Annotated in this window: 19 protein-coding genes; 12 read left to right on the plus strand and 7 right to left on the minus strand. The window is 72.9% G+C overall.

Annotation, left to right across the window (positions count from 1 at the left end; translation table 11 throughout):
• Positions 1 to 34: 34 nt before the first annotated feature.
• The 3 genes from ACFW6B_RS32405 to rhaI form a co-directional block, all read right to left on the minus strand.
• The gene (locus tag ACFW6B_RS32405; RefSeq protein ID WP_386601694.1) at positions 35 to 1,480 is read right to left on the minus strand and encodes a rhamnulokinase family protein; all 1,446 of its coding nucleotides are present in this window, start codon (positions 1,478 to 1,480) and stop codon (positions 35 to 37) included.
• Complete coding sequence (locus ACFW6B_RS32410; protein ID WP_386601696.1) at positions 1,477 to 3,516, minus strand: bifunctional aldolase/short-chain dehydrogenase; 2,040 nt, start codon at positions 3,514 to 3,516, stop codon at positions 1,477 to 1,479. Before ACFW6B_RS32410 ends, ACFW6B_RS32405 begins: the two co-directional genes overlap by 4 nt.
• A 286-nt stretch (positions 3,517 to 3,802) precedes the next feature.
• On the minus strand, positions 3,803 to 4,963 hold the full coding sequence (gene rhaI / locus ACFW6B_RS32415; protein ID WP_386601698.1) for an L-rhamnose isomerase: 1,161 nt from the start codon (positions 4,961 to 4,963) through the stop codon (positions 3,803 to 3,805).
• Positions 4,964 to 5,221: 258 nt separating this feature from the next.
• On the opposite strand from rhaI, the gene ACFW6B_RS32420 reads away from it, so the two are divergent.
• The 10 genes from ACFW6B_RS32420 to ACFW6B_RS32465 all read left to right on the plus strand — a co-directional run bounded on the left by ACFW6B_RS32420 (position 5,222) and on the right by ACFW6B_RS32465 (position 16,313).
• A complete protein-coding gene (locus ACFW6B_RS32420) occupies positions 5,222 to 6,739 on the plus strand; it encodes a sugar ABC transporter ATP-binding protein (RefSeq protein ID WP_386601701.1) in 1,518 nt (505 codons plus the stop codon).
• Positions 6,740 to 6,826: 87 nt separating this feature from the next.
• Positions 6,827 to 7,867 carry an ABC transporter permease gene (locus tag ACFW6B_RS32425; RefSeq protein WP_386601703.1) on the plus strand — a complete coding sequence of 347 codons (1,041 nt, stop codon included), beginning with the start codon at positions 6,827 to 6,829 and terminating at the stop codon, positions 7,865 to 7,867.
• Complete coding sequence (locus ACFW6B_RS32430; RefSeq protein WP_386601705.1) at positions 7,860 to 8,855, plus strand: ABC transporter permease; 996 nt, start codon at positions 7,860 to 7,862, stop codon at positions 8,853 to 8,855. The genes ACFW6B_RS32425 and ACFW6B_RS32430 overlap by 8 nt, the downstream gene beginning before the upstream one ends.
• 37 nt (positions 8,856 to 8,892) lie before the next feature.
• Positions 8,893 to 9,978 carry a rhamnose ABC transporter substrate-binding protein gene (gene rhaS, locus ACFW6B_RS32435; RefSeq protein WP_386601706.1) on the plus strand — a complete coding sequence of 362 codons (1,086 nt, stop codon included), beginning with the start codon at positions 8,893 to 8,895 and terminating at the stop codon, positions 9,976 to 9,978.
• A 64-nt stretch (positions 9,979 to 10,042) separates the two neighbouring features.
• Positions 10,043 to 10,363 carry an L-rhamnose mutarotase gene (locus ACFW6B_RS32440; RefSeq protein WP_386601708.1) on the plus strand — a complete coding sequence of 107 codons (321 nt, stop codon included), beginning with the start codon at positions 10,043 to 10,045 and terminating at the stop codon, positions 10,361 to 10,363.
• A 131-nt stretch (positions 10,364 to 10,494) separates the two neighbouring features.
• Positions 10,495 to 11,919 (plus strand): BNR repeat-containing protein, encoded by a 1,425-nt coding sequence (locus ACFW6B_RS32445; protein ID WP_386601710.1) that lies wholly within the window; start codon positions 10,495 to 10,497, stop codon positions 11,917 to 11,919.
• A 79-nt stretch (positions 11,920 to 11,998) separates the two neighbouring features.
• Positions 11,999 to 13,024: a LacI family DNA-binding transcriptional regulator gene (locus ACFW6B_RS32450; protein ID WP_386601711.1), complete on the plus strand. Its 1,026-nt coding sequence runs from the start codon at positions 11,999 to 12,001 to the stop codon at positions 13,022 to 13,024.
• Positions 13,025 to 13,159: 135 nt separating this feature from the next.
• On the plus strand, positions 13,160 to 14,461 hold the full coding sequence (locus ACFW6B_RS32455; RefSeq protein ID WP_386601713.1) for an alpha/beta fold hydrolase: 1,302 nt from the start codon (positions 13,160 to 13,162) through the stop codon (positions 14,459 to 14,461).
• 56 nt (positions 14,462 to 14,517) lie between these two features.
• Positions 14,518 to 15,351 (plus strand): enoyl-CoA hydratase/isomerase family protein, encoded by an 834-nt coding sequence (locus tag ACFW6B_RS32460; RefSeq protein ID WP_386601716.1) that lies wholly within the window; start codon positions 14,518 to 14,520, stop codon positions 15,349 to 15,351.
• 56 nt (positions 15,352 to 15,407) lie between these two features.
• Complete coding sequence (locus tag ACFW6B_RS32465) at positions 15,408 to 16,313, plus strand: sigma-70 family RNA polymerase sigma factor (RefSeq protein WP_386601718.1); 906 nt, start codon at positions 15,408 to 15,410, stop codon at positions 16,311 to 16,313.
• 16 nt (positions 16,314 to 16,329) lie between these two features.
• Here the strand turns inward: ACFW6B_RS32465 and ACFW6B_RS32470 are convergent, their stop codons facing one another.
• Complete coding sequence (locus ACFW6B_RS32470; RefSeq protein ID WP_386601720.1) at positions 16,330 to 17,355, minus strand: SDR family oxidoreductase; 1,026 nt, start codon at positions 17,353 to 17,355, stop codon at positions 16,330 to 16,332.
• 192 nt (positions 17,356 to 17,547) lie between these two features.
• Between ACFW6B_RS32470 and ACFW6B_RS32475 the strand changes: the two genes are divergently transcribed.
• Positions 17,548 to 18,273 carry a DUF2470 domain-containing protein gene (locus ACFW6B_RS32475; RefSeq protein ID WP_386601722.1) on the plus strand — a complete coding sequence of 242 codons (726 nt, stop codon included), beginning with the start codon at positions 17,548 to 17,550 and terminating at the stop codon, positions 18,271 to 18,273.
• Here the strand turns inward: ACFW6B_RS32475 and ACFW6B_RS32480 are convergent.
• The 3 genes from ACFW6B_RS32480 to ACFW6B_RS32490 form a co-directional block, all read right to left on the minus strand.
• On the minus strand, positions 18,241 to 19,503 hold the full coding sequence (locus ACFW6B_RS32480; protein ID WP_386601724.1) for a lactonase family protein: 1,263 nt from the start codon (positions 19,501 to 19,503) through the stop codon (positions 18,241 to 18,243). The two genes, ACFW6B_RS32475 and ACFW6B_RS32480, sit on opposite strands and share 33 nt — an antisense overlap.
• A gap of 110 nt (positions 19,504 to 19,613) precedes the next feature.
• Positions 19,614 to 20,660, minus strand: coding sequence for a hypothetical protein (locus tag ACFW6B_RS32485; protein WP_386601726.1), 1,047 nt, complete (start codon positions 20,658 to 20,660; stop codon positions 19,614 to 19,616).
• 84 nt (positions 20,661 to 20,744) lie between these two features.
• Positions 20,745 to 22,007: an aromatic acid exporter family protein gene (locus tag ACFW6B_RS32490; protein WP_386601728.1), complete on the minus strand. Its 1,263-nt coding sequence runs from the start codon at positions 22,005 to 22,007 to the stop codon at positions 20,745 to 20,747.
• 119 nt (positions 22,008 to 22,126) lie between these two features.
• On the opposite strand from ACFW6B_RS32490, the gene ACFW6B_RS32495 reads away from it, so the two are divergent.
• The gene (locus tag ACFW6B_RS32495; RefSeq protein WP_386601729.1) at positions 22,127 to 22,732 is read left to right on the plus strand and encodes a TIGR03086 family metal-binding protein; all 606 of its coding nucleotides are present in this window, start codon (positions 22,127 to 22,129) and stop codon (positions 22,730 to 22,732) included.
• The last annotated feature ends 27 nt before the right edge of the window (positions 22,733 to 22,759 follow it).

Genomic DNA, 22,759 nt, shown 5'->3' on the forward strand with positions numbered 1-22,759 from the left:
GGGTACGTGGCGGGCGCCCGCCGGGACGCGGTCCTCACGGTGTGCCGAGCCTCGCCCCGGCCGCGCGCCACGCCGACGTGTCGCCCCGCGGCTCGTAGCGGCGGAGCGGCTGGGTGCGCGCCACCAGACCACGCATCTCCGCACGGTCGCCGACGAGCCCCCGCGCCCGCGCCTGGACGAGGACGTTGCCGAGCGCGGCCGCCTCCGCCGGGCCCGCCACGACCGGCAGCCCGCAGGCGTCGGCGGTGAGCCGGCACAGCAGCTCGTTGCGGGCGCCACCGCCGACGACGTGCACGACGTCGACCGGATGCCCGGCCAGCGACCGCGCGTCCTCGACCGCCCGGCGGTGCGCGAGGGCGAGGGAGTCGAGGACGCAGCGGGTGATCTCGGCACGCGACTCCGGGACCGGCTGTCCCGAGGCCCGGCAGGCGTCCGCGATCCGCGACGGCATCCGGCCCGGCGCGAGGAACGCCGCGTCGCCCGCGTCCACGACGGACCGCAGGGGCGCCACCTCGGCGGCGGCCGCGAGGAGTCCGTCCAGACCGGGACCGCCCCACTCCCGTACGCACTCCTGGAGCAGCCACAGACCCATGATGTTGCGCAGATAGCGGACCGTGCCGTCCAGGCCCAGTTCGTTGGTGAAGTTGGCGGCCCGGCTCGCCTCGGTGAGGACGGGCGCGTCCAGCTCCAGGCCCGCCAGCGACCAGGTGCCGGTGCAGATGTAGGCGAACCGCTCCCCGGTCGCGGGAACGGCGGCCACCGCCGAGGCAGTGTCGTGCGAGCCGACCGTCGTCACCGGCACCGGGCCGGCCGTTCCGGTCTCCTCCAGCACGCGCGGCAGCAGGGTCCCCGCCGGGTCGCCGGGACGGCGCAGCGGCGGGAACAGCCGCAGGTCGACGCCGAGCCGTTCCGCGAGACCGTACGACCAGTCACCCGTCCTCGGATCGATCAGCTGCGTGGTGGAGGCGTTGGTGAGCTCGGTGCCCATCTCGCCCGTGAGCCAGTAAGCGAACAGGTCCGGGACGAGCAGCAGATGCCGGGCCGCCGCGAGTTGGGCGGAGGAGCGGGCCGCCGTGAGCTGGTACAGGGTGTTGAAGGGCGCGTACTGCAGCCCCGTCGCCGCGTACAGCTCCGCGGCGGGCACGCTCGCCCACACCTTCTCCGCGGCACCCTCGGTGCGGGCGTCGCGGTAGTGCACCGGGTTGCCGAGCAGTGCCCCGTCGGCGTCCAGCAGCCCGTAGTCCACCGCCCAGCCGTCGATGCCGACGGAGTCGACCGGTCCGGCCGCGCGCAGTCCGTCGAGGACGCCCGCGTACAGCCCGAGGACGTCCCAGCGCAGCCCCTCCGGGACGCGGACCGGCCGGTTCGGGAAGCGGTGCGCCTCGGTCAGGTCGAGCGTGCCGGGGCCGACGCGGCCGACCATGACACGCCCGCTGGACGCGCCGAGGTCGACGGCGGCGAACGACTTCGGCGCCGTCATCGCAGGAAGGCGGCGGCGACGCCGGCGTCGACCGGGACGTGGAGTCCCGTGGTGTGTGTCAGGTCCCCGCCCGTCAGGGCGAACACGGCGGCCGCGACGTGCTCGGGAAGCACCTCCCGCTTGAGGATGGTCCGCTGGGCGTAGAACTCGCCGAGCTCGTCCTCCTCGATGCCGTACGTCGCCGCCCGCTGCGCGCCCCAGCCGCCCGCGAAGATGCCGGAGCCGCGCACGACGCCGTCCGGGTTGACGCCGTTGACCCGGATGCCGTGCGCGCCCAACTCGGCTGCCAGGAGCCGTACCTGATGGGCCTGGTCGGCCTTGGTCGCGGAGTAGGCGATGTTGTTCGGCCCCGCGAAGACCGCGTTCTTGGACGCGATGTAGACGATGTCGCCGCCCAGCTTCTGCGCGGTCATGACCCGGGCCGCCTCGCGCGAGACGAGGAAGGAGCCGCGCGCCATGATGTCGTGCTGGAGGTCCCAGTCCTTCGCGGTGGTCTCCAGGAGCGGCTTGGAGATGGAGATGCCCGCGTTGTTGACCACCAGGTCCACGCCGCCGAAGGCGAGCGCCGCGGCCTCGAACGCGGCCGCGATCTGCTCCTCCGAGGTCACGTCGACCGTGACGGCGACGGCCTTGTCGCCGCCGCCGAGCTCCTCGGCGACGGCGGCGGCGTTCTCGCCGTTCAGGTCCGCCACGGCCACGCAGGCGCCCTCGGCGACCAGCCGGTGCGCGATCGCCCGGCCGATGCCGCTTCCCGCGCCGGTGACCAGGGCGACCCGGGTGGCGAGCGGCTTGGGCTTCGGCATCCGCCGGAGCTTGGCCTCCTCCAGGGCCCAGTACTCGATGCGGAACTTCTCCGACTCCTCGATCGGCGCGTACGTCGAGACCGCCTCGGCCCCCCGCATCACGTTGATCGCGTTGACGTAGAACTCGCCCGCCACCCGGGCCGTCTGCTTGTCCTTGCCGAAGGAGAACATGCCGACCCCGGGGACCAGCACGATCGCCGGGTCCGCTCCGCGCATCGAGGGGGAGCCGGGCTCGGCGTGCCGCTCGTAGTAGGCGGCGTACTCCACGCGGTACTCGGCGTGCAGCTCCGCGAGCCGGGCGACCACCTCGTCGAGCGGGGCGGCCGCAGGGAGGTCGAGCACGAGCGGCCTGACCTTGGTGCGCAGGAAATGGTCCGGGCACGAGGTGCCGAGGGCCGCGAGGCGCCCGTGCCCGGCGCGGGAGAGGAAGTCGAGCACCTCGTCGGAGTCGGTGAAGTGGCCGACCTGCGGGCGGTCCTGGGAAGCGATGCCGCGCACGTACGGCGCGAGGGCGGCGGCCCGCTCGCGGCGGTCCCGCGGGGCGAGCGCCTCGTACCCCTCGACGACGGGCCCGAACGGCTCCGGCTTCCCGCGGTCGGCGAGGAACGCCTCGGCGGTGCGGATGATGTACAGCGAGTTGCGCTCGCACTCCTCGGCGGTGGCGCCCCAGGCGGTGATGCCGTGGCCGCCCAGGACACAGCCGACGGCCTCCGGACTGGCCTCCTTGACCGCCGCGATGTCCAGCCCCAGCTGGAAACCGGGCCGGCGCCACGGGACCCACACCACCCGGTCGCCGAAGCACTCGGCGGTCAGCTTCTCCCCGTCGGCGGCGCAGGCGAGCGCGATCCCGGAGTCGGGGTGCAGATGGTCGACGTGCGGGGCGTCGACGAGCCCGTGCATCGCCGTGTCGATGGAGGGCGCGGCGCCGCCCTTGCCGTGCAGGCAGTAGTCGAACGCGGTGACCATCTCGTCCTCGCGCTCGACACCCGGGTACACCTCGGTCATCGCGCGCAGCCGGTCGAGGCGCAGCACCGCGAGCCCGTCCTCGGTGAGGGTGCCGAGGTCGCCGCCGGACCCCTTCACCCACATCAGTTCCACCTCCCCGCCGGTCACGGGGTCGGTGCCGGTGCCTTTCGCGGAGGCGTTGCCGCCCGCGTAGTTGGTGTTGCGGGGATCGGCGCCGAGCCGGTGGGACCGGCCCAGCAGAGCGGCGGCTTCGGGATGGAGTGCCATGTTCCGGGTCCTTCATGAAGAGGGGGAGGTGAAGCGCCCCGTCAGGGGCGCGGGGAACTGCGCGACCGGCCACGACGCCACCCGCGTCCCGCGGGCCACTGCGTGGGGCAGACCGCGACGCGGGCTCGCACCGAAGCGAGGAGACGAGAAGCGCCGGTCAGGGGCGCGGGGAACTGCGCGCCCGGCCACGACGCCACCCGCGGCCCGCGAACCACCGCGTGGGGCAGACGCGACACGGAGGACCGACCAGCCCGGGGAACCCGGAAAGCGGGCCCTGCGCAAGGGGCTAGGCCCCCCACCCGGCCTGGGTACCCCCCACCCGCTCCGCGGCGATCCGCTCCGCCCACCCGGACCGGTGGTACGCGGCCACCGGATCGGGGTCGAGCCCCGACTCGGTGCGAACCTCTGCGAGCAGCGGCCGCACATCCGTGCTGTAGGCGTCCATGAGCACCGCGTTCGCGCCCAGCACGTCCCCGCCGAGCTGGGCCTCGGCGAGCGCGGCGCGGTCGACGAGGAGCGCCTTGGCGGTGGCCTCCTGCACGTTCATCACGGACCGGATGATCGCCGGGATCTTCGCCTCGATGTTGTGGCACTGGTCGAGCATGAAGGCGACGTCCGGGGCGAAGCCGCCGCCGCGGATCACCTCGTACATGATCCGGAACAGCTGGAAGGGGTCGGCGGCGCCCACCATCAGGTCGTCGTCGGCGTAGAAGCGGGAGTTGAAGTCGAAGCCGCCGAGCCTGTCCTCGCGCAGCAGGGTGGCGACGATGAACTCGATGTTGGTGCCCGGCGCGTGGTGCCCGGTGTCGACCACGACCTGCGCCTTGGGGCCGAGCTTGAGGCAGTGCGCGTACGCCGTGCCCCAGTCGGGGACGTCGGTCGCGTAGAAGGCGGGCTCGAAGAACTTGTACTCCAGCAGCATCCGCTGGTCGCCGCCGAGCCGTTCGTAGACCTGCGCCAGCGCCTCCGCCAGCCGGTCCTGGCGCTCGCGCAGGTCGTCCTGGCCGGGGTAGTTCGTCCCGTCGGCGAACCACAGCTTCAGGTCCCGCGAACCCGTCGCGTCCATGATGTCGACGCACGCGAGCAGGTGGTCGACGGCCTTGCGGCGCACCGCCGCGTCCGGGTGGCAGACGGAGCCGAGCCGGTAGTCGTCGTCCTGGAAGGTGTTGGAGTTGACCGCGCCCAGCCTCAGGCCGCGCTCCTCGGCGTACTTCGCCAGCGCCGCGTAGTCGTCCACCCGGTCCCAGGGGATGTGCAGCGCGACGGTCGGGGCCGCTCCGGTGAACTCGTGCACCCTGGCCGCGTCGTCCAGCTTCTCCCACGGGCTGCGGGGCACACCCGGCTGCGCGAACACCTTGAATCTGGTTCCCGAGTTCCCGTACGCCCACGACGGCGTCTCGACGGCCTGGGTCTTGAGCGCGGCCTTCACCGCGGCGAACTCGGTCACTTCGGGACTCCTACGACTTCGAATGGAACAGCTTCTCTGAAACGATTCAGGGGCGAAGCTATGAGTGCCTCGAAGGGCTGTCAACCCCTCCGGCATGGACCGATCGCCGTGATCCTGTTGTGACAAGGGGGCGTCGAAGAATTTCGATACGAACCCATTGACGCGACCTGGGTGGCGTGCCTAACGTCCCGGCAACCCAATTGAAACCTTTCACGACGCTGTGAGGGCCGTCCCGCCGGCGTCGTCGAGGAGCCCCTCATGACCCACCCGTCCGACACGGCACCGGCCCCGGTGCTGGCGCTGAAGGACGTCTCGAAGTCCTTCGGCGCCGTGCGCGCCCTGCGGGACGTGTCCCTGGAACTGTTCCCCGGCGAGGTGCACGCGCTCGCCGGAGAGAACGGCGCGGGCAAGTCGACCCTCATCAAGACGCTCGCCGGCGTGCACCGACCGGACGCCGGCCAGGTACTGCTGGACGGCGAGCCCACCGTCTTCCACGGCCCCGCCGACGCCCGCGACGCGGGCATCGCGGTGATCTACCAGGAACCCACGCTCTTCCCCGACCTCTCCATCGCCGAGAACATCTTCATGGGCCGCCAGCCCCGGCGGGCCCTTCGCCGCATCGACCACAAGGCCACCCGCGCGGCGACCGCGGCCCTCATGAAGCGCCTCGGCGTCGGACTCGACCCCGAGCGCCCGGCGCGCGGGCTGTCCATCGCCGACCAGCAGATCGTCGAGATCGCCAAGGCGCTCTCCTTCGACGCCCGCGTCCTGATCATGGACGAGCCGACCGCCGCACTCACCGGAAGCGAGGTGGCCCGGCTGTTCGGCGTGGTCAGGGCGCTGCGCGAGCAGGGCTCCGCCGTGCTGTTCATCTCGCACCGGCTGGAGGAGATCTTCGAGATCTGCGAGCGGGTCACGACCCTGCGCGACGGGGCGTGGATCGCCTCGGAACCGCTGGAGGGGATGACGGAGGACGACCTCGTCCGCAGGATGGTCGGCCGCGACCTCGACGAGCTCTACCCCAAGCAGGACGTCGAGGCGGGCGAGGTCGCCCTCAGCGTGCGGCGGCTGACCCGGGAGGGCGTCTTCACCGACGTCTCCTTCGAGGTCCGGCGCGGCGAGATCGTCGGTCTCGCCGGCCTCGTCGGCGCCGGCCGCACGGAGGTCGCGCGGTCGGTGTTCGGCGTGGACCGCTGGGACGCCGGAGAGGTGGAGGTCGAGGGACGCAGACTGACCAACGGCGCCCCCTCCACCGCGATGGCCGCCGGTCTCGCGCTCGTGCCGGAGGACCGGCGCGCCCAGGGCCTGGTGATGGACATGTCCATCGAGCGCAACATCGGCCTGACCGGACTGCGTACGACGGTCAGGGCGGGCCTGATGGACCGCGGGGCCGAACGCAGCCGCTCCCTCGACTGGGCGGTCAGGCTCCGGGTGAAGTACGCACGGATCGCCGACACCGTCGCCACGCTCTCCGGCGGCAACCAGCAGAAGGTGGTCCTCGCCAAGTGGCTGGCCACCGGCCCCAGGGTACTGATCGTCGACGAGCCCACCCGGGGCATCGACGTCGGCACCAAGGCCGAAGTGCACCGGTTGCTCAGCGAGTTGGCGTCCGACGGGGTGGCCGTCCTGATGATCTCCTCCGACCTGCCCGAGATCCTCGGCATGGCCGACCGCGTGCTCGTGATGCACGAGGGCCGGCTCACCGCCGAGATCCCCCGCTCCGAAGCCACCGAGGAATCCGTGATGGCCGCCGCCACTGGGAGGGCTGCCGCATGACAGCCGTCGGGAAGGCCGCCCGAACGATCACGACCGTCCCCCGGAGGGCCGCCGCATGACCACGACCATCCCCCGGAGGGCCGCCGCATGACGGTCACCGCGCCCACCCCCGCCCCCGCCGCCGAGGCGCCCGGGGCCGACGGCTCCCGGCTGGTGGACCGCGTCTTCAGGATGCGCGAACTCGCCATCCTGGCCGTGTTCCTGGTGATGATCGCCGTCACCCAGACGGGCAACAGCGAGTTCCTGTCCGAACAGGGCGTCAAGGACCTGCTGCTGAACGCCACGATCCTGGTGCTGGTCGCCACCGGCCAGTCCCTCGTCGTCATCACCCGCAACGTCGACCTGTCGGTCGGCTCGACACTCGGCATCAGCGCCTTCGCGGCCGGCACCTGCCTCCAGGGCGGCGGCAGCCCCGTCGTCGCGGTCCTCCTCGCGGTCCTGCTCGGCGTCGGCTGCGGACTGGTCAACGGGGCGCTCGTCAGCCTCGGTCAGGTACCCGCCCTCGTCGTCACCCTCGGCACGCTCTACATCGTCCGCGGCGTCGACTCCGTCTGGGTCGGCTCCCGGCAGATCACGGCGGCCGATCTCCCCGGCGGATTCGTCGACTTCGGCTCCGGCGGCATCTCCGCGGTCCCGTACCTCGCGCTGATCGCGCTGGCCGTCCTGGTGGTGGCCGCGTACTACCTCAAGCACTTCGGCAGCGGCCGCGAGCTCTACGCGCTCGGCTCGAACCCGGAGGCCGCACGGCTCGCCGGCATCCCGGTCCGCAGGCGCGTCCTGACCGCGTACGTCGTCTGCGGCGGCCTCTCCGGACTGGCCGGCGCCCTGTACCTCGCCCGGTTCGGCAACGTCGACTCCGGTACCGGCAACGGCTACGAACTCACCGTCGTCAGCGCGGTCGTGGTCGGCGGCGTCGTCTTCACCGGCGGCTCCGGCAGTGTCTACGGAGCCGCGCTCGGCGCCCTGCTGCTCACCTCCGTCAACAGCGTCCTGCCCGCCCTCGGCGTCAGCTCCGTGTGGGTCCTCGCCATCAACGGAGTCCTGCTCATCCTCGCCATCGCGGTCGACCGGATCGTCGCGCTGCGCGTGGCCTCCGCACTGAAGAAGAGGAACGCCCGCCATGGCTGACTCCGCCCTCGCGCGCGCCGTCCGCTGGGACACGGCCGTCGGAGCCCTCCTCGTCGTCCTGCTGCTCTTCTCCTTCTCCTTCGTGGACGGCTTCGGCAACGCGCTCAACCTGTCGTTCCTGATCGGCAACACCCTGCCGATCGCGCTGATCGCCCTGCCCATGACCCTGCTCGTGGTGGCCGGCGAGATCGACCTGTCCGTCGCCTCCACGGCCGGGCTCTCCGGATCGGTGATGGGCGCGCTGTGGAACCAGGGCATGGCGATCGAGACGATCATCCCGCTGTGTCTGGTGCTCGGCGTGGTGTGCGGGCTCGTCAACGGCCTGCTGGTCACCCGGCTCGGACTCCCGTCGCTCGCCGTCACCATCGGCACCCTCGCCGCCTACCGGGGCATCGCGCAGATCGTGCTCGGCTCCGACGCCGTCACCGACTTCCCCGTCCAGTACCAGGAGTTCGCGGCCGGACGCATCGGGGACACCTTCGTGCCGCAGGCCCTCCCGCTCTTCCTGGCGCTGCTCGCCGTCGCCGTGACCGTGCTGCACGCCACCCCCTTCGGGCGCTCCGCGTTCGCGATCGGAGCGAGCGAGGAAGCCGCCAGGTTCGCCGGCATCCGGGTCAAGCGGCAGAAACTGCTCCTGTTCGTCGCGACCGGATCCATGGCCTCCCTGACCGGGGTGTTCTGGGCCCTGCACTACGCCAGCGCCCGCTACGACAACGCCACCGGACTCGAACTGTCCGTCGTGGCCGCCGTCCTGCTCGGCGGCATCGACTTCGACGGAGGCAAGGGCACGCTCGGCGGCGCGATCGCGGGCGTCTTCCTGCTGGGCTCGCTCCAGAACGTGATGAGCCTGCTCAACGTCTCCGCGCAGTCGCAGATCGTCGTCACCGGCGTCCTGCTCGTCGTCTCCGTGCTCGGCCCCCGGGTCGGGCGGCAGATCTCCGTGGCGAGGGCGGGCCGCAGGGCCGCCGCCCCGACTCCGATCCCGTGACCCCGCTCCACTCACCCTCGTAAAGGAACCCTCACCCATGCGCAAGTCATCGATCCGCCGCACCTGCGCGGCGCTCGCCGCCGTCACCTCCCTCGCCCTGGCCGCCACCGCCTGCGGCGGCACCACCAAGGACGACGTCAAGGACTCGGCCGGCTCCGGCGCCGCCGCCGGCGCGAAGGCCGACCCGGACGCGGCCACCAAGAAGGGCCTCACCGTCGGCTTCCTGCCCAAGGCGGTCAACAACCCCTACTTCACCTCCGCCGACAAGGGCGGCGAGAAGGCGCTGACCGAACTGGGCTCGAAGTACAAGGAGGTCGGCACCAACAGCGCCACCGACACCAGCGGACAGGTGAGTTACGTCAACACGCTCACCCAGCAGCAGGTCGACGCGATCGCGGTCTCCGCGCAGGACCCGGGCGCCCTGTGCACCGCGCTCAAGCAGGCCATGACCAACAAGATCAAGGTCGTCACCTACGACTCCGACACCAAGGCCGACTGCCGCAACGCCTTCGTCTCGCAGGCGAGCGCCGAGGACCTGGGCCGCACCGAGGTGCAGCTGCTCGCCGAACAGATCGGCTACAAGGGCGAGATCGCGATCCTGTCCGCAGGGCAGACGGCGACGAACCAGAACACCTGGATCGACTACATGAAGGACGAGCTGAAGGACCCCAAGTACAAGGACGTGAAGCTGGTCGAGGTCGCCTACGGCAACGACGAGGCCCAGCAGTCCTTCCAGCAGACCCAGGGCCTGCTCCAGGAGCACCCGGACCTCAAGGGGATCATCTCCCCGACCACGGTCGGCATCAAGGCGGCCGCGCAGTACCTGTCCGGCTCCAAGTACAAGGGCAAGGTCAAGCTCACCGGCCTCGGCACCCCCAACGACATGCGCAAGTACGTCAAGAACGGCACCGTCGAGGCCTTCGAGCTGTGGGACCCGGCCAAGCTCGGCGAACTGGCCGCCCGCACCGCCGTGGCGCTCGCCTCGGGCCAGATCACCGGAAGGGAGGGCGAGACCTTCAAGGCCGGCGACATGGGCTCGTTCACCATCGGCAAGGACGGTGTGATCAGCCTCGGCAAGCCCACCGTCTTCGACGCGAAGAACATCGACCGGTTCGACTTCTGATGTCCCGCCGGGCCGGTGCTCCACCGTTCGCGCCGGCCCGGCCCCAGGCCCCGGAGGGTCATCGATGCAACGCGTGTGCTTCCTGCTGAAGGTCCGTGCGGAGCGCCTCGACGAGTACCGCGAGCGGCACGCCGCCGTGTGGCCCGAGATGCGTGCCGCGCTCTCGGCCGCCGGATGGCACAACTACTCGCTCTTCCTGCGCGAGGACGGCCTGCTGGTCGGCTATCTGGAGACCGAGGACTTCGCGGCCGCGCGGGCCGCCATGGAGGCCACCGACGTCAACGCCCGCTGGCAGAAGGAGATGGCACCGTTCTTCACCGCGCCGGCCGGCACCCGCCCCGACGAGGCCATGAAGCCCCTCACCGAGGTCTTCCACCTCGCCTGACACACACCGCCCGGCCCGCGTGTCCCGGTTTGTGCACCCCGGCAGGGGCGGTCCCGCGCGTCCCGTCCCGCCCGTACCACCGTCCCACCCGTCCCGTCCGTCCACCCGCAGCCCGCTTGAGGAGCCCGCACATGAGACGACGCACCGTACTGACGACGGCCCTGCTGGGTGCCGTGGCGGGCCCCGCTCTCACGGCCGGGGCCGCCCGGGCGGCCGCCCCCGGTCCCTCCGTCACCCGGGCCGGCACCACCCTGCTCGACGCCCAGGCCCTCTACTTCGTCTCCTACGACGGGCTGGTCAACAACAACTCGTTCCAGAAGAACGGCCTGCTGACCCACCGCGGCCACCAGTACGCGGCCTGGTACACCGCCGACCGCGGCGCGGTCGTCGCCCGCCGCGCCCTGGGCGCCGCCACCTGGTCCACGATCAGGGTGGGCCACAGGCTCAAGAGCGACGACTCCCACAACGTGATCTCCATGGGCGTCTCCAGGACCGACGGCCGCCTCCACCTGAACATGGACTCGCACAGCGACGGCTTCTTCTACGTCAAGTCGGTGGCCGGGCTGCTCGACGACCCCGCGTCGACGGCCTGGACCCCCGCCGTCCTCGGGGCCGTCCAGACCTCCCTGGACGGCCTCGCGCTCACCCCGCGGTTCACCTATCCGCAGTTCGTCGCGACGCCCGAGGGCCGCCTCCAGCTCAGCTACCGCGCCGGCGTCTCGGGCAACGGGCGCAACGGCCTCGCGGAGTACGACGGCTCGTCCTGGACCGCGCTCGGCGAATGGTCCGCCTCCACCGGGACCTACACCGGCGCGCACGGGTCGAGCACCGCCCGCAACATGTACCTGCACGGCATCGACTACGACGTCAACGGCCGGCTGCACTCCTTCTTCACCTGGCGCGAGCAGAACGCCGCCGTGATGTGCAGCGGCGGCGGCATCACCAACCACGACACCGGCTACGTCCACTCCACCGACCGGGGCCGCACCTGGCGCAACGACGCGGGCACCGTCGTCGGCACCACGGGAACCGCGAACACGGTCGCCGTCACCGACGCCGGACTCGTCGTCGACCCCCTCGACCCCGACCACTCCCTGATGAACCAGGAGAGCCAGGCCACCGACTCCGCGGGGCTGCCGCACGCGATCATCAGCTATGTGCCCGGACGCTTCGGACAGTGCACCACCGACTACGTGAAGGACCGCACGGCGAACGGCCGGGCCTTCCACCTGCGCAAGGGTGCCTCGGGCGGCTGGACCAAGACCGAGATCCCCTTCGCCCTGAACTCCAGCCAGCGCACCAAGCTGGTCCTGGACCGGTACGACAACGCCTACGCGATCCTGCCGTTCGGGCGGATCGCGGGCGCCTCGAAGGCATCCGGGCACACCGACTGGAAGCTCCTGTTCGACGGCGGCGGCCTGAACGCCTTCGGCGAGGTCGTCGTCGACGAGACGCGCGTCCCGCAGGACGGGACGCTGTCCGTGATGTACCAGGAGAAGGCCGTCGGGACCACCCCGTCGGCCCTGCACGTCGTCGATTTCCGGCTGCCCTCATGACCACGGCCCCCGGTCCGCCCGCGGGTAATGTGAGGGTCTGCCCGCCGCTACTCGCTCTTCTCCTGGAGGTTCCCGCCTGATGGCCCAGTCGGTGGGTATCAAGGACGTCGCCCGTGCCGCCGGAGTCTCCGTCGGCACGGTCTCGAACGTGATCAACCGCCCCGAATCGGTGGCCTCCGAGACGAGGGCGCGCGTCCTGTCCGCCATCGACCGGCTCGGCTACGTACGCAGCGAGTCGGCGCGCCAGCTCCGGGCCGGACGCAGCCGGATCATGGGGCTGCTCGTCCTCGACATGGGCAACCCGTTCTTCGTGGACGTCGCGCGCGGCGCCGAGCGCGCCGCGCGGGAGGCCGGTCTCGGCGTGATGGTCTGCAACAGCGCGCAGTCCCCGAGCGAGGAGGCCGACTACCTGTCGCTCTTCGCCGAGCAGCGGGTGCGCGGGGTGCTGCTGACGCCGTCCGACGCGAGCGGGCGCAACATCGAGGCGTTCCGCCGCAACGGCATCCCCTTCGTGCTGGTCGACCGGGTCGCCGAGGGCACCACCGAGTGCTCGGTCTCGGTCGACGACGTGGCGGGCGGCGCGCTGGCCGTCCGGCACCTCGTGGACGCCGGACACCGCTCCATCGCGTACGTCAGCGGACCCCCCGGTCTCAGCCAGGTGAGAGACCGCCGTACGGGTGCGCTGAACGCCCTGCGCGAGGCGGGCCTCGGCCCGGAGAACCTGCGCGAGCTGCCCACCGAGCGCCTCGACGTGGCCGCGGGGCGTGACGCCGGCGCCCGGCTCCTCGGCCTCGCCGAACGGCCCACCGCCGTCTTCTGCGCCAACGACCTGCTCGCCCTCGGACTCCTGCAGGCCATGTACGCGGCCGGTGTCGGCGTGCCGGGCGACCTCGCGATCGTCGGCTACGACGACATCGAGTTCGCCGCCGCCGCGGCCGTCCCGCTCACCTCCGTGCGCCAGCCGGCCGTGACCATGGGGGCCCTCGCCGCCGAACTGCTCCTGGAGGAGATCGACGCGGAGACCGCGCCCACGCCGCACGAGCACCGCCGTGTCGTGCTCCAGCCGGAACTGGTCGTGCGCCGCTCCAGCCTCCCGGCGCGCTGACCAGCGGTTCAGTTTCCCGTCACCGGTCTGCTGAGTCACTGTTCAGTCCGTCTTCCTGATCCCCGGGCCGCGGAGGCGGGGCTGGATGTGCTCAACTGGGACGCATCCTGGAATCCGTACGTCTCGGGAGACCCGTTGACCGTCAGCTACCGCCAGCCCGGTGTCGTCCTCACCGACCACCGTTTCACCGTGCCCCTCGACCACGACCGACCGGCGGGCGAGACCATCGAACTGTTCGCCCGCGAGGTCGTCGCGAGCGACAAGGCACACCAGAACCTGCCGTGGATGGTCTACCTCCAGGGTGGCCCCGGCTTCGGAGCGAATCGTTTCGTCGGCCGTCAGGCCTGGCTCGGCCGGGCCCTGGAGGACTTCCGCGTGCTGCTGCTCGACCAGCGCGGAACCGGACACTCCACGCCCGCCAACCGGCAGACGCTCCCGCTGCGCGGCGGCGCCCGCGAGCAGGCCGACCACCTCGCGCTCTTCCGCGCGGACTCCATCGTCCGCGACTGCGAGGCCATCCGGCCCGGGCTCACCGGCGGAGCGCCCTGGACGGTCCTCGGCCAGAGCTTCGGCGGCTTCTGCACCGTGCACTACCTCTCCAGCGCCCCCGAGGGACTGAGCACCGCCGTCGTCACCGGCGGCCTGCCCTCCCTCGACGCCCACGCCGACGACGTCTACCGCGCCGCCTACCCGCGCATCGAGCGCAAGGTCGCCGCGCACTACGCCCGCTACCCGCAGGACGTCGAGCGCGCCCGCCGGATCGCCGAGTACCTGCTCCAGCACGAGCCCGTGCTGAGCGGCGGCTACCGCCTGACGGCCGAGGCGTTCCAGTCGCTCGGCATCCTCCTCGGCGGCGGCGAGGGCAGCCACCGCCTGCACTACCTGCTGGAGGACGCCTTCGTCCGCACCCCGCAGGGCCACGTGCTCTCCGACGCCTTCCAGGAGGAGGTCCAGGGGCTGCTCTCGTACGCCGGTCATCCGCTGTACGCCCTGGTCCACGAGGCGTGCTACGCCCAGGGGGACCGCCCCACCGCCTGGTCCGCCGAGCGGGTGCGCGCCGAGTTCCCGCAGTTCGACGCGGCCAAGGCGCTCGCGGACGACGGGCCGCTGCTGTTCACCGGCGAGTCCGTGCACCCCTGGACGTTCGAGACCGACCCGGCGCTGCGCCCGCTGCGCGACACCGCCGAGGAGCTGGCTGCCCGCACCGACTGGGCGCCGCTGTACGACCCGGCCCGCCTCGCCGTGAACGAGGTGCCGGTCGCGGCGGCGGTCTACCACGACGACATGTACGTCGACGCCGGCCACTCCCTGGCCACCGCCCGTGCGATCCGGGGCCTGCGCACCTGGGTGACCGACGAGTTCGAGCACGACGGGGTCCGGGCCGGCGGGCCGCGCGTACTGGACCGGCTGCTGGCGCTCGCGCGCGACGAGGTCTGAGCCGTCCGTCCTCCTCTAGGATTCTGACGGACCGTCAGAATCCTGAGGGGGTACGGATGATCGACACCACCCGCACGGACGTCCCGGAGGGCGAGGAGCGGCTTCGCCTCGACGTGGAGGACGGGATCGGCGTCCTCACCCTGTGCCGGCCGGCGAAGCTCAACGCGTGGAGCTGGGAGTCCACCCGCCAACTCGGCCTGTTCGCCGACCGGATCCGCTTCGACCCCTCGGTCCGGGCGGTGCTGCTGCGGGCCGAGGGACGCGCCTTCTGCGCGGGCATCGACGTGAGCGCCCCGGGCGGAGCGATCACCGGCCGCTCGGGTGCCGAACGCGCCCGCGCCTACTACGAGGGCATCCGCTGGGCCCACGAGCGCTTCGCGGCCTTCGCGCGGCTGCCGCAGCCCGTGGTCGCGGCCGTCCAGGGCTACTGCCTCGGCTTCGGCTTCGAGCTCGCGCTGATGGCGGACATCAGGATCGCCTCCCGCGACGCCGTGTTCGCCCTGCCCGAAGCGCAGTTGGGGCTGGCCGTCGACGCCGGCGGGGACCTGAGGATCGCCCGCGAGGCGGGCGCGGGGTGGGCGAAGTTCCTCGCGCTGACCGGGCGACGGCTGGACGCGGCGACGGCCGAACGCCTGCACCTCGTCCAACTGGTCACCGAAGAGGAGGCGTTGGACGGGACGGCCCGGGCCGTCGCCGCGGAGATCGCGGCGAACGCGCCGCTCGCCGTGCAGGGCGTCAAGCACGACATCGACGCGTACGCCGAAGCCCCGCTGGCCGCGGCTCTCGATCGGACCGCCCTGTCCGCCGCGCTCACCCTCACCTCCGACGACGCCGGTGAGGGGTACGCGGCCAAGGGCGCCCGCCGCGCGCCCCGCTTCGAGGGGAAGTGACCCACGTGTTTTGATCGGTCACTGTTGTGTACGACGAGACAGGCAGGGGGGAACCGATGCGCGACAGTGAACTTCTCGCGGGCAGGTTCGAGGAACACCGGGGCCGGCTGCGGGCGGTGGCCTACCGGATGCTGGGATCGCTGAGCGAGGCGGACGACGCCGTCCAGGAGACGTGGCTGAAGCTCGGCCGCACCGAGCCGGACGAGATCAGGAACCTGGGCGGCTGGCTGACCACCGTGACCGGCCGGGTGTGCCTGGACATGCTGCGCTCCCGCACCGCGCGCCGCGAGGACCCGCTGGAACCCTCCGGCACCTTCGTCCCCGACCCCGTCGTCAGCCCCCTGGACCGGGTCGACCCCGAGCAGGAGGTGCTGCTGGCCGACTCCGTCGGGCTCGCCCTCCTCGTCGTCCTGGAGACCCTGGAGCCCGCCGAACGGCTCGCGTTCGTGCTGCACGACATGTTCGCGGTGCCCTTCGACGACATCGCGCCCGTCGTGGGCCGGAACGCCGCCGCCACCCGGCAGCTCGCCAGCCGGGCCCGCCGCCGGGTCGCGGCGGCCACCGTCGAGCCCGAGCGGGACGCCGCCCGGCAGCGGGAGGCCCTCGACGCGTTCCTCGCGGCGTCACGCGACGGGGACTTCGAGGCGCTCGTCGCCGTCCTCGATCCCGATGTCGTGCTGCGCGCCGACGCGGGCGCGCTGGTCGGCGGTGTCACCGGGTCCAAGCTGCTGCGCGGTGCCGAGGCGGTGGCCCGGTCGGCGCTCGCCTTCCGCCGGTTCGCGGCGAGTTCGCGGCTCGTCAGGGTCAACGGGGAGGCGGGCGTCGTCGCGGTCGTGGACGGCCGGCCGCAGTCGGTCATGTCCGTCACCGTCGTCGACGGCAGGATCGTCGCGATGCACATCCTGGCCGACCCCGAACGGCTCGCCCGCCTCGGCCTGGCGGGGGAGAAGCCGGGGGAGTGAGGGCGGTGGACGACGGTCAGCCGGTGAAGGGACCACGCCCCAGCTGGTCCCGCACCGGCCTGACCGGCGGGGCGACCAGGTCCCGGCGCTGCCAGTTGGCGCCGTCGACCACCAGGGTGTGGCCGGAGACGAAACGGGCGTAGGGGGACGCCAGGAAGGTGGCGGCCCAGCCGAGTTCGCGGGGCGCGCCGACGCGCAGGGCCGGCTGCCGCCGGCCGAGCCCGTCGGCCGCCCCGCCGCGGGCGTCCCCGTCGTCCGCGGCCCGCAGGCCGTCCCTGCTGTCTTCGCCGTCCCCGTGTTCCTCGCCGTCCCTTCCGTCCTCGCCGTCCCTTCCGTCCGTGCGGTCCTCGCCGTCCGCGTCGGCCGCCGCGCGTGTCAGGTTGCCGCGGATGTCCCGCGTCATGTCCTCGTGCGGCATCAGTCCCGGCACCAGGCCGTTGACCTGGATGCCGTACGGTCCCCACTCGACGGCCAGAGTCCGTACGAGGCTCTCGACGCCGGCCTTGGCCGCCGCGCTGTGCGCGTGGCCGGGGCCGCCGGTCCAGGCGTAGGACGCGCCGACGTCGATGACCGACCCCGGCGTGCCCGCCGCCAGATGCCGCCGCCCGAACTCACGGGTCATCAGGAACGTGCCCGTGAGGGTGATGTCGACGACCGCCCGCCAGGCGTTGGGGGACATGTCCTCGCTGGGGACGGGGAAGTTGGCGGCGGCGTTGTTGACCAGCACGTCGGGCAGCGGGGACCCGTCGAACACCTCGCGGACGCGCCGAGGGTCCCGGATGTCGCAGACCGCGGACCCGACCCGGGTGCCCAGCTTCGCCAACTCCTTTCGGGCGGGTGCCAGATGGCGTTCGCTGCGGCTGACGATCAGGAGGTCGGCGCCCAGCCGGGCGAACTCCGCCGCGATCGCCCTCCCGAGCCCGGTGCCGCCGCCGGTGACCAGCACCAGCGAGCCGTCGTACGTCCCGGCCGGCAGGGCGCTCGCGCCCGGCGGGGGAGGGGCGGGGAGGCCGGGGAGGCGGGGGAGCGCGGTGTCATCCATGGCGCACTCGATACCCGGTGCGCCGTGAGACTTCCAGAGCGGGAGCACGAGGATCACGGCGCCGACCGCCGGGCCTCCCGGGGGTGAGGCGGACGGGCGCGGATCCACGGCCCGCCTTCGGACGGCGCGGCACGGTTGGCGTACGCCCCGATCTTCGATAGGTTAGGTGAGCCTTACCTAAGGAGGAAGCTGATGGGTGACCGCCACACCTGGACCGCCGCGCCCGCCGCGGCCGAGCACGCCCGCTCGGTGCTCGCCGCGGCATGGTCCTGCGCGGTGAGCGCCGAGGGCGGCCGGGAGGAGTTCGTCGGCTCGCACTCCGTCGCGGCCGACGGCCGGGTGCTCCTGCGGGTGCCCGAGGACAGCGCGCTGCTCGCCGCGGCCATCTGCTCCCCGCGCGGAGAACCCTCCGCCGTGCTGGAGTTCGCCGACGTCGCGCCGGTTCCCGTGCGGAACCGCATCCGGGCCCGGCTCTGGCTCGCCGGCTGGTTCGTCCCCGAGGACGGACAGCTCTCCTTCCGCACCACCCGGGCGGTGCTGCGCCGGCCCGGCGGGACCGCGGTGGTCGACCCGGACGAGCTGGCCGGGGCCCGGCCCGACCCGCTCGCCCTCGCCGAGGCCCAGCTCCTGACCCATCTCGCCGACGCCCACCCGGAAGCCGTCGAACGGCTCACCCGTCTCGTCGAACCGGACAGCCTGCACGGCGCGGTGCGCGTCCAGCCCCTCGCCGTCGACCGCCACGGACTCACCCTGCGCATCGAGCGGATGCGCGGCAACGGCGACGTGCGCCTGCCGTTCCACGCACCCGCCGACGACGTCTCCCAGCTCACGGAGCGCATGCACGTCCTGCTCACCCAGGCGAACCTCGCCTCCTGCCCCCGTCCCCTACAGCGGCAGCGCACAGACCGCGAGGGGTGAGGCGAACGGCGTTCCCGCGCGCCGCAGTTCACCGCTCTCCTGGTCGACCCCGAAGACCGTGACCGTGCCCGACCGCTGGTTCGCCGCGAACAGCAGCCGCCCGTCCGCAGAGAGCGCGACGTGGCGGGGGAAGTCTCCGCCGACCGGCACGGTGTCCAGCAGCCGCAGCCGGGCGCCGTCCGCCTCGATCGCGTACCGCGTCAGGCTGTTGTGGCCCCGGTTGGCGAGGAACGCGTACGCCCCGTTCGGCGTCACCACGAGCTGGGCCGGGTAACTCGTGCCGCCTCCCGTGCCCGTGGACCGCGGCTCACCGACCGAGAGGCGGCCGGTCGCGGGGTCGTAGCCGCAGACCGCCACCGTGTCGTCGACCTCGTTGGCGAGATAGGCGTACCGGCCGCCGGGGTGGAACGTGAGGTGGCGCGGGCCCGCGCCCGGCCTCGTCCGCGCCCGGGAGACCTCGGTGAGCGTGCCCCGGGTCTCGTCGAGACGGTAGGTGTACACCGTGTCCGTGCCCAGGTCGACGGCGAGCAGGTGCCCGCCGTCCGGAGCGGTGACGAACTGGTGCGCGTGCGGGCCCTGTTGGCCGGGACCGGGCGCCGGGGACGTGTGCCCGACCAGATCGGCGCGCTCGCCGAGCGCGCCGGACGCCTCGATCGGATGCACCGCGACGCTCCCCGAGCCGTAGTTCGCGCTCAGCAGCCACCGGCCGCTCGGGTGCACCGACAGGTGACAGGGCCCCGAGCCGCCGGTGGAGCGGCTGCCGAGCACCTCGTTCCCCGGGAGCCGCACGGCCGTCACCGCGCCCGCGTCCTGCTCGTCGACGGCGTACAGCGCCCGGCCGTCCGGATGCACCGCGAGGAAGGACGGGTTGTCCACGCCCGTCACCACGCCGCCGCCGGTGATCTCGCCGGTCTCCGGGTCGTACGTGGCGACACCGATCCCCTTCCCGCCGCCGTCGCCCGAGGTGTAGGTGCCCAGGAACAGCGGACGCGGACCCGGGGAGGGAGCCGGGGACGAAGGCGCCGAGGGGGACACCGACGCGGAGGGGCCGGCCGGCGGTGTCTTCGGGAGCGGCGCCTTCGGAGCCGGCGCCGCCGCGGCGGGGTCCGTCCGGGGCGCCGCGCACGCCGGGGCCGCCGCGATCGCGGCGGCCCCCGCCAGCGCGCCGACGAAACGGCGTCTGGTCCAGCCGCCGCCCTCGCCGCGCGACGGTCCTGCACCACTGTTCATGCCTGCACCTCGGGGTGTCGGTTGCCTCAGCCGGAACGGCCACCTTGGCGTGCGACACCCCGGACGTGCAAGAACGGCCCCGCGCGCCGCGCCCCGTACGACGCCGGGATCTACCAGTCGCCGTCCCCGACGGGCTTGCCCGCCGCGTCACCGAGCGGCTGGACCTGTTGGGGCGAGGGCTGCTGCCAGGGCTCGTGATCGTCCCCCAGCCAGTCGCCGACCGGCCGCACCGCACCGAGCTCGTCCGCGGGCGCCAGATCGGTGGCGTCCTGGTCGTAGTAGTCGAACCAGGGGAGTCCCGCGCGGGTGTACGCCGCCCGGTCCACCGGGGACGGCGGCGGCGCCTCGCCCGTGATGCGGCGCCACTCCGGAGGTGTCACGAGGTGGACGAACACGCGTCCGGCGGGCTCCCGCGCCCAGGCTTTCAGCGGCCGGTCGTCGCGGTAGACCTCCTGGCGCATCGAACCGCCGACGCCGAGGCCCATCGCCGGGGCGCTGCGCGGACGGGCGGCCCCGCCGGGCCTGGGAGCGGACCCGGGCGCGGGCGGCGCGGCCGCCATAGGCATGGCCGCGCCCGGCGCCCGGGGCATCCGCATGCGCTCCTCCGCCCGGCGGCGCTCCGCCTCCCGCCACGCCGCCAGTTCCCCGGCCTCCAGCGGGAACGACTGGAGCTGGACACCGCCCCAGACCTCCTCGCCGGTGACCTGGCCCTCGACCGTCGCCCCGAGCCCCAGCGGCACGGCCACGAACTGGCGGACCGTCCCCTTGCCGGAGTTGATCCCGTCGAGCCAACGCTGCCGGGGGAGTACCGCATAGTTCTGCGGGTCGCGGGTGAGCCGGGAGCTCCACGGCCTGCCGGAGACGGCGCACACCTTGCCGACGCCCACCTGCAGCGCGGCCGGCTCCGCCGTACCGGCGAAACTCAGCCACATGGCCTCGCGCAGGTACACCGGCAGCATCACACCGCCGCGCGCCCGCCACTCGGCGGGCACCCGGTCGCCGTAGTCCTCGACGCGCCGGACGGGGAACTCGCCGAGCCCCGGCGGCAACGCGTGCGTGCCCGTCTCGGGCAGGCGCAGCGTCCGTATGAACCTCACCTGCACGCCGCCCGGCAGCCGCAGTGCGTTCCCGTCGATCCGTACGGTGTCCTCGGTCATCCGCCCGCCCCCTCGCTCTCCTGCCTCCGGCCACGCCGTGCGGCTCACCGCCACGGCGTCGTGCCGTCGCCTCTCACGAACTCCTCACTTAGAACGCCCGGAGGCGGTGGAACGGTTCCGGTTCCGGTCCCGGCGGCGCGGCAGGCGCAGCCGGCCCCGCAACCGGGCCAGGCGCGGCCGGCGCTCGCGCTGCTCACGGGTGCAGCGGTCCAGTTCCTCGAACAGCCGACGGGTGCGGTGCTCGGTGTCGAGCTCGTCGATGATGCGGGTGGTCTCGGCGAGGACGGAACCGTGCAGCTGCCACTGGCTCGGATCGCGCTGGACCTCCTCCAGGAAGAGCCGGGCCAGCTTGTCGCGGGTGGCGGCGGCGGTGGCGAGTTCCGCGCTGAGCCGCTCCTCGGCGGACGCCGCGTTCTGGGTGACGTCGGTGGTCACCAGCACCGCGAAGCTGACGATCGCGTCGGCCACCTCGGACAGGAGCTCCTGGAGGACGGCTCCGGCCTGCTGCTCGAACAGCGGCCGGGGCTCGCGCTCCTTGGCCAGGTCGGTGAGGCTGCGCGCGATGACCCGCACCACGACCGTGCAGATCTCCAGGGTGTCCAGGCCCGTACGCAGCACGACCCGGTGCAGCAGCCCCTCGCGCACACGTGGGTTGAGCTTCAGGCTGTCCTCCGCCTGCCGCAGGGCCGCGTCCACCCCGGCGATGTCGTTGTCCAGCCGGCGGGCCTCGTGCAGCCGCTCGGCCGCCACATGGACGGGTGTCCGCGCGACGACGATCTCGCCGACCCGCAGCATGAGCTGCCGCATCCGGCGTGCCAGGTCCTCGATGGACTCACCGGCCACGCCCACCCACACGGGTGGCGCGAGCACGAAATTGCAGGCGAGGCCCACGGCCGCCCCGATCAGCGTCTCCAGCACACGGGCCCACGCGGTGCTGCCCACGCGGGTGACGCCGAGGACCAGCATGGCGCTGATCGCCACCTCCGGCACGAACTCGTCGACCCGGACGAGATGTCCCACCACCAGCGAGGCGAGGATGATCAGACCCAGACTCCACCAGGTCAGACCCACCAGGCTGCTGAAGCCGATGGCGATGACGACGCCCACCACCACGGAGTTCACCCGCCGGACGGCGGTGGTGATCGTCGAGTACAGGGTGACCTGCACGACCAGCAGCGCGGTCAGGGGTGCGGTCAGCGGCGCGGGCTCGGGACCGAGATGGAGGGCCACCACGTACGCGATCGTCGCGGCGGCCGTCGAGCGAAGCGTCTGGACGACCACCGGCTCGCGGCGCCGCTCCACGATCTTCGCGACGGACGCCGTCCACTCACCACGTGCCTCGTGCATCCCTTTCGCCTTCCCGTTTAACACGGGTACCGAACGTGCCGATCGCGGACCGTACCTGTCCGCAAGGGGTCCTAGATTGAAGACGTCAACCGGGACGGACCGCACCAGGAGGCACCGGAATGAGCGCAACGAGCAACGTCCAGGGCATCGAACTGCTGACGCTGTCGCACGACCGGCTGCGCGCCGTGGTCGCCGGTGTGCCGGAGGGCGCCTGGTCGGCCCCGACGCCGTGCGCCGAGTGGACGGCGGCCCAGGTGCTCAACCACGCCCGGCTCGACCAGCAGGCCTACGGCGCGGCCGTCACCGGCACCGGGTGGCCCGAGTCGGACGCCTTCCACCCGGACGGCGCTCTGGAGGCAGGTGTGACGGCGGAGCTCGACAAGGTCCTCGACCGTGTCGCCGACGTCTACGCGGGGCTGTCCGCCGACGCGGAGGAGGTGGCCACGCCGCTCGGGCCGCTGCCGTTCCGTGTGGCGGCCGCCGCGGCGGCCATGGACGCGGGCGTGCACGCCTGGGACATCGCGGTGGCGACCGGCCAGGCGTCCCCCCTCGACGACGACCTGGCCGACGGCATCCGGCTCGCGGCGGACCGGCTGGCCGACCACCTGCGCGACTCCTTCGGCGTGTTCGCCGCCGCGCGCGAGGTTCCGCGGGGTGCCGGCCGGGCCGAGGCGCTGCTCGCCTTCCTGGGCCGCGACCCGCACTGGACGCCGGCCGGGTCCTGAGGGGACCGGGGCCGGAGCGGCCGCACA

The organism is Streptomyces sp. NPDC058751 (assembly GCF_042746485.1).
Taxonomy (GTDB): domain Bacteria; phylum Actinomycetota; class Actinomycetes; order Streptomycetales; family Streptomycetaceae; genus Streptomyces.

What these genes read in the sequence shown, in the direction of transcription:
- ACFW6B_RS32405 (WP_386601694.1), bottom strand. Translation starts at nt 1,480, where the DNA reads ATGACGGCGCCGAAGTCGTTCGCCGCCGTCGACCTCGGCGCGTCCAGC.
- ACFW6B_RS32410 (WP_386601696.1), bottom strand. Translation starts at nt 3,516, where the DNA reads ATGGCACTCCATCCCGAAGCCGCCGCTCTGCTGGGCCGGTCCCACCGG.
- ACFW6B_RS32420 (WP_386601701.1), top strand. Translation starts at nt 5,222, where the DNA reads ATGACCCACCCGTCCGACACGGCACCGGCCCCGGTGCTGGCGCTGAAG.
- ACFW6B_RS32425 (WP_386601703.1), top strand. Translation starts at nt 6,827, where the DNA reads ATGACGGTCACCGCGCCCACCCCCGCCCCCGCCGCCGAGGCGCCCGGG.
- ACFW6B_RS32430 (WP_386601705.1), top strand. Translation starts at nt 7,860, where the DNA reads ATGGCTGACTCCGCCCTCGCGCGCGCCGTCCGCTGGGACACGGCCGTC.
- rhaS (WP_386601706.1), top strand. Translation starts at nt 8,893, where the DNA reads ATGCGCAAGTCATCGATCCGCCGCACCTGCGCGGCGCTCGCCGCCGTC.
- ACFW6B_RS32440 (WP_386601708.1), top strand. Translation starts at nt 10,043, where the DNA reads ATGCAACGCGTGTGCTTCCTGCTGAAGGTCCGTGCGGAGCGCCTCGAC.
- ACFW6B_RS32445 (WP_386601710.1), top strand. Translation starts at nt 10,495, where the DNA reads ATGAGACGACGCACCGTACTGACGACGGCCCTGCTGGGTGCCGTGGCG.
- ACFW6B_RS32450 (WP_386601711.1), top strand. Translation starts at nt 11,999, where the DNA reads ATGGCCCAGTCGGTGGGTATCAAGGACGTCGCCCGTGCCGCCGGAGTC.
- ACFW6B_RS32460 (WP_386601716.1), top strand. Translation starts at nt 14,518, where the DNA reads ATGATCGACACCACCCGCACGGACGTCCCGGAGGGCGAGGAGCGGCTT.
- ACFW6B_RS32465 (WP_386601718.1), top strand. Translation starts at nt 15,408, where the DNA reads ATGCGCGACAGTGAACTTCTCGCGGGCAGGTTCGAGGAACACCGGGGC.
- ACFW6B_RS32470 (WP_386601720.1), bottom strand. Translation starts at nt 17,355, where the DNA reads ATGGATGACACCGCGCTCCCCCGCCTCCCCGGCCTCCCCGCCCCTCCC.
- ACFW6B_RS32475 (WP_386601722.1), top strand. Translation starts at nt 17,548, where the DNA reads ATGGGTGACCGCCACACCTGGACCGCCGCGCCCGCCGCGGCCGAGCAC.
- ACFW6B_RS32480 (WP_386601724.1), bottom strand. Translation starts at nt 19,503, where the DNA reads ATGAACAGTGGTGCAGGACCGTCGCGCGGCGAGGGCGGCGGCTGGACC.
- ACFW6B_RS32485 (WP_386601726.1), bottom strand. Translation starts at nt 20,660, where the DNA reads ATGACCGAGGACACCGTACGGATCGACGGGAACGCACTGCGGCTGCCG.
- ACFW6B_RS32490 (WP_386601728.1), bottom strand. Translation starts at nt 22,007, where the DNA reads ATGCACGAGGCACGTGGTGAGTGGACGGCGTCCGTCGCGAAGATCGTG.
- ACFW6B_RS32495 (WP_386601729.1), top strand. Translation starts at nt 22,127, where the DNA reads ATGAGCGCAACGAGCAACGTCCAGGGCATCGAACTGCTGACGCTGTCG.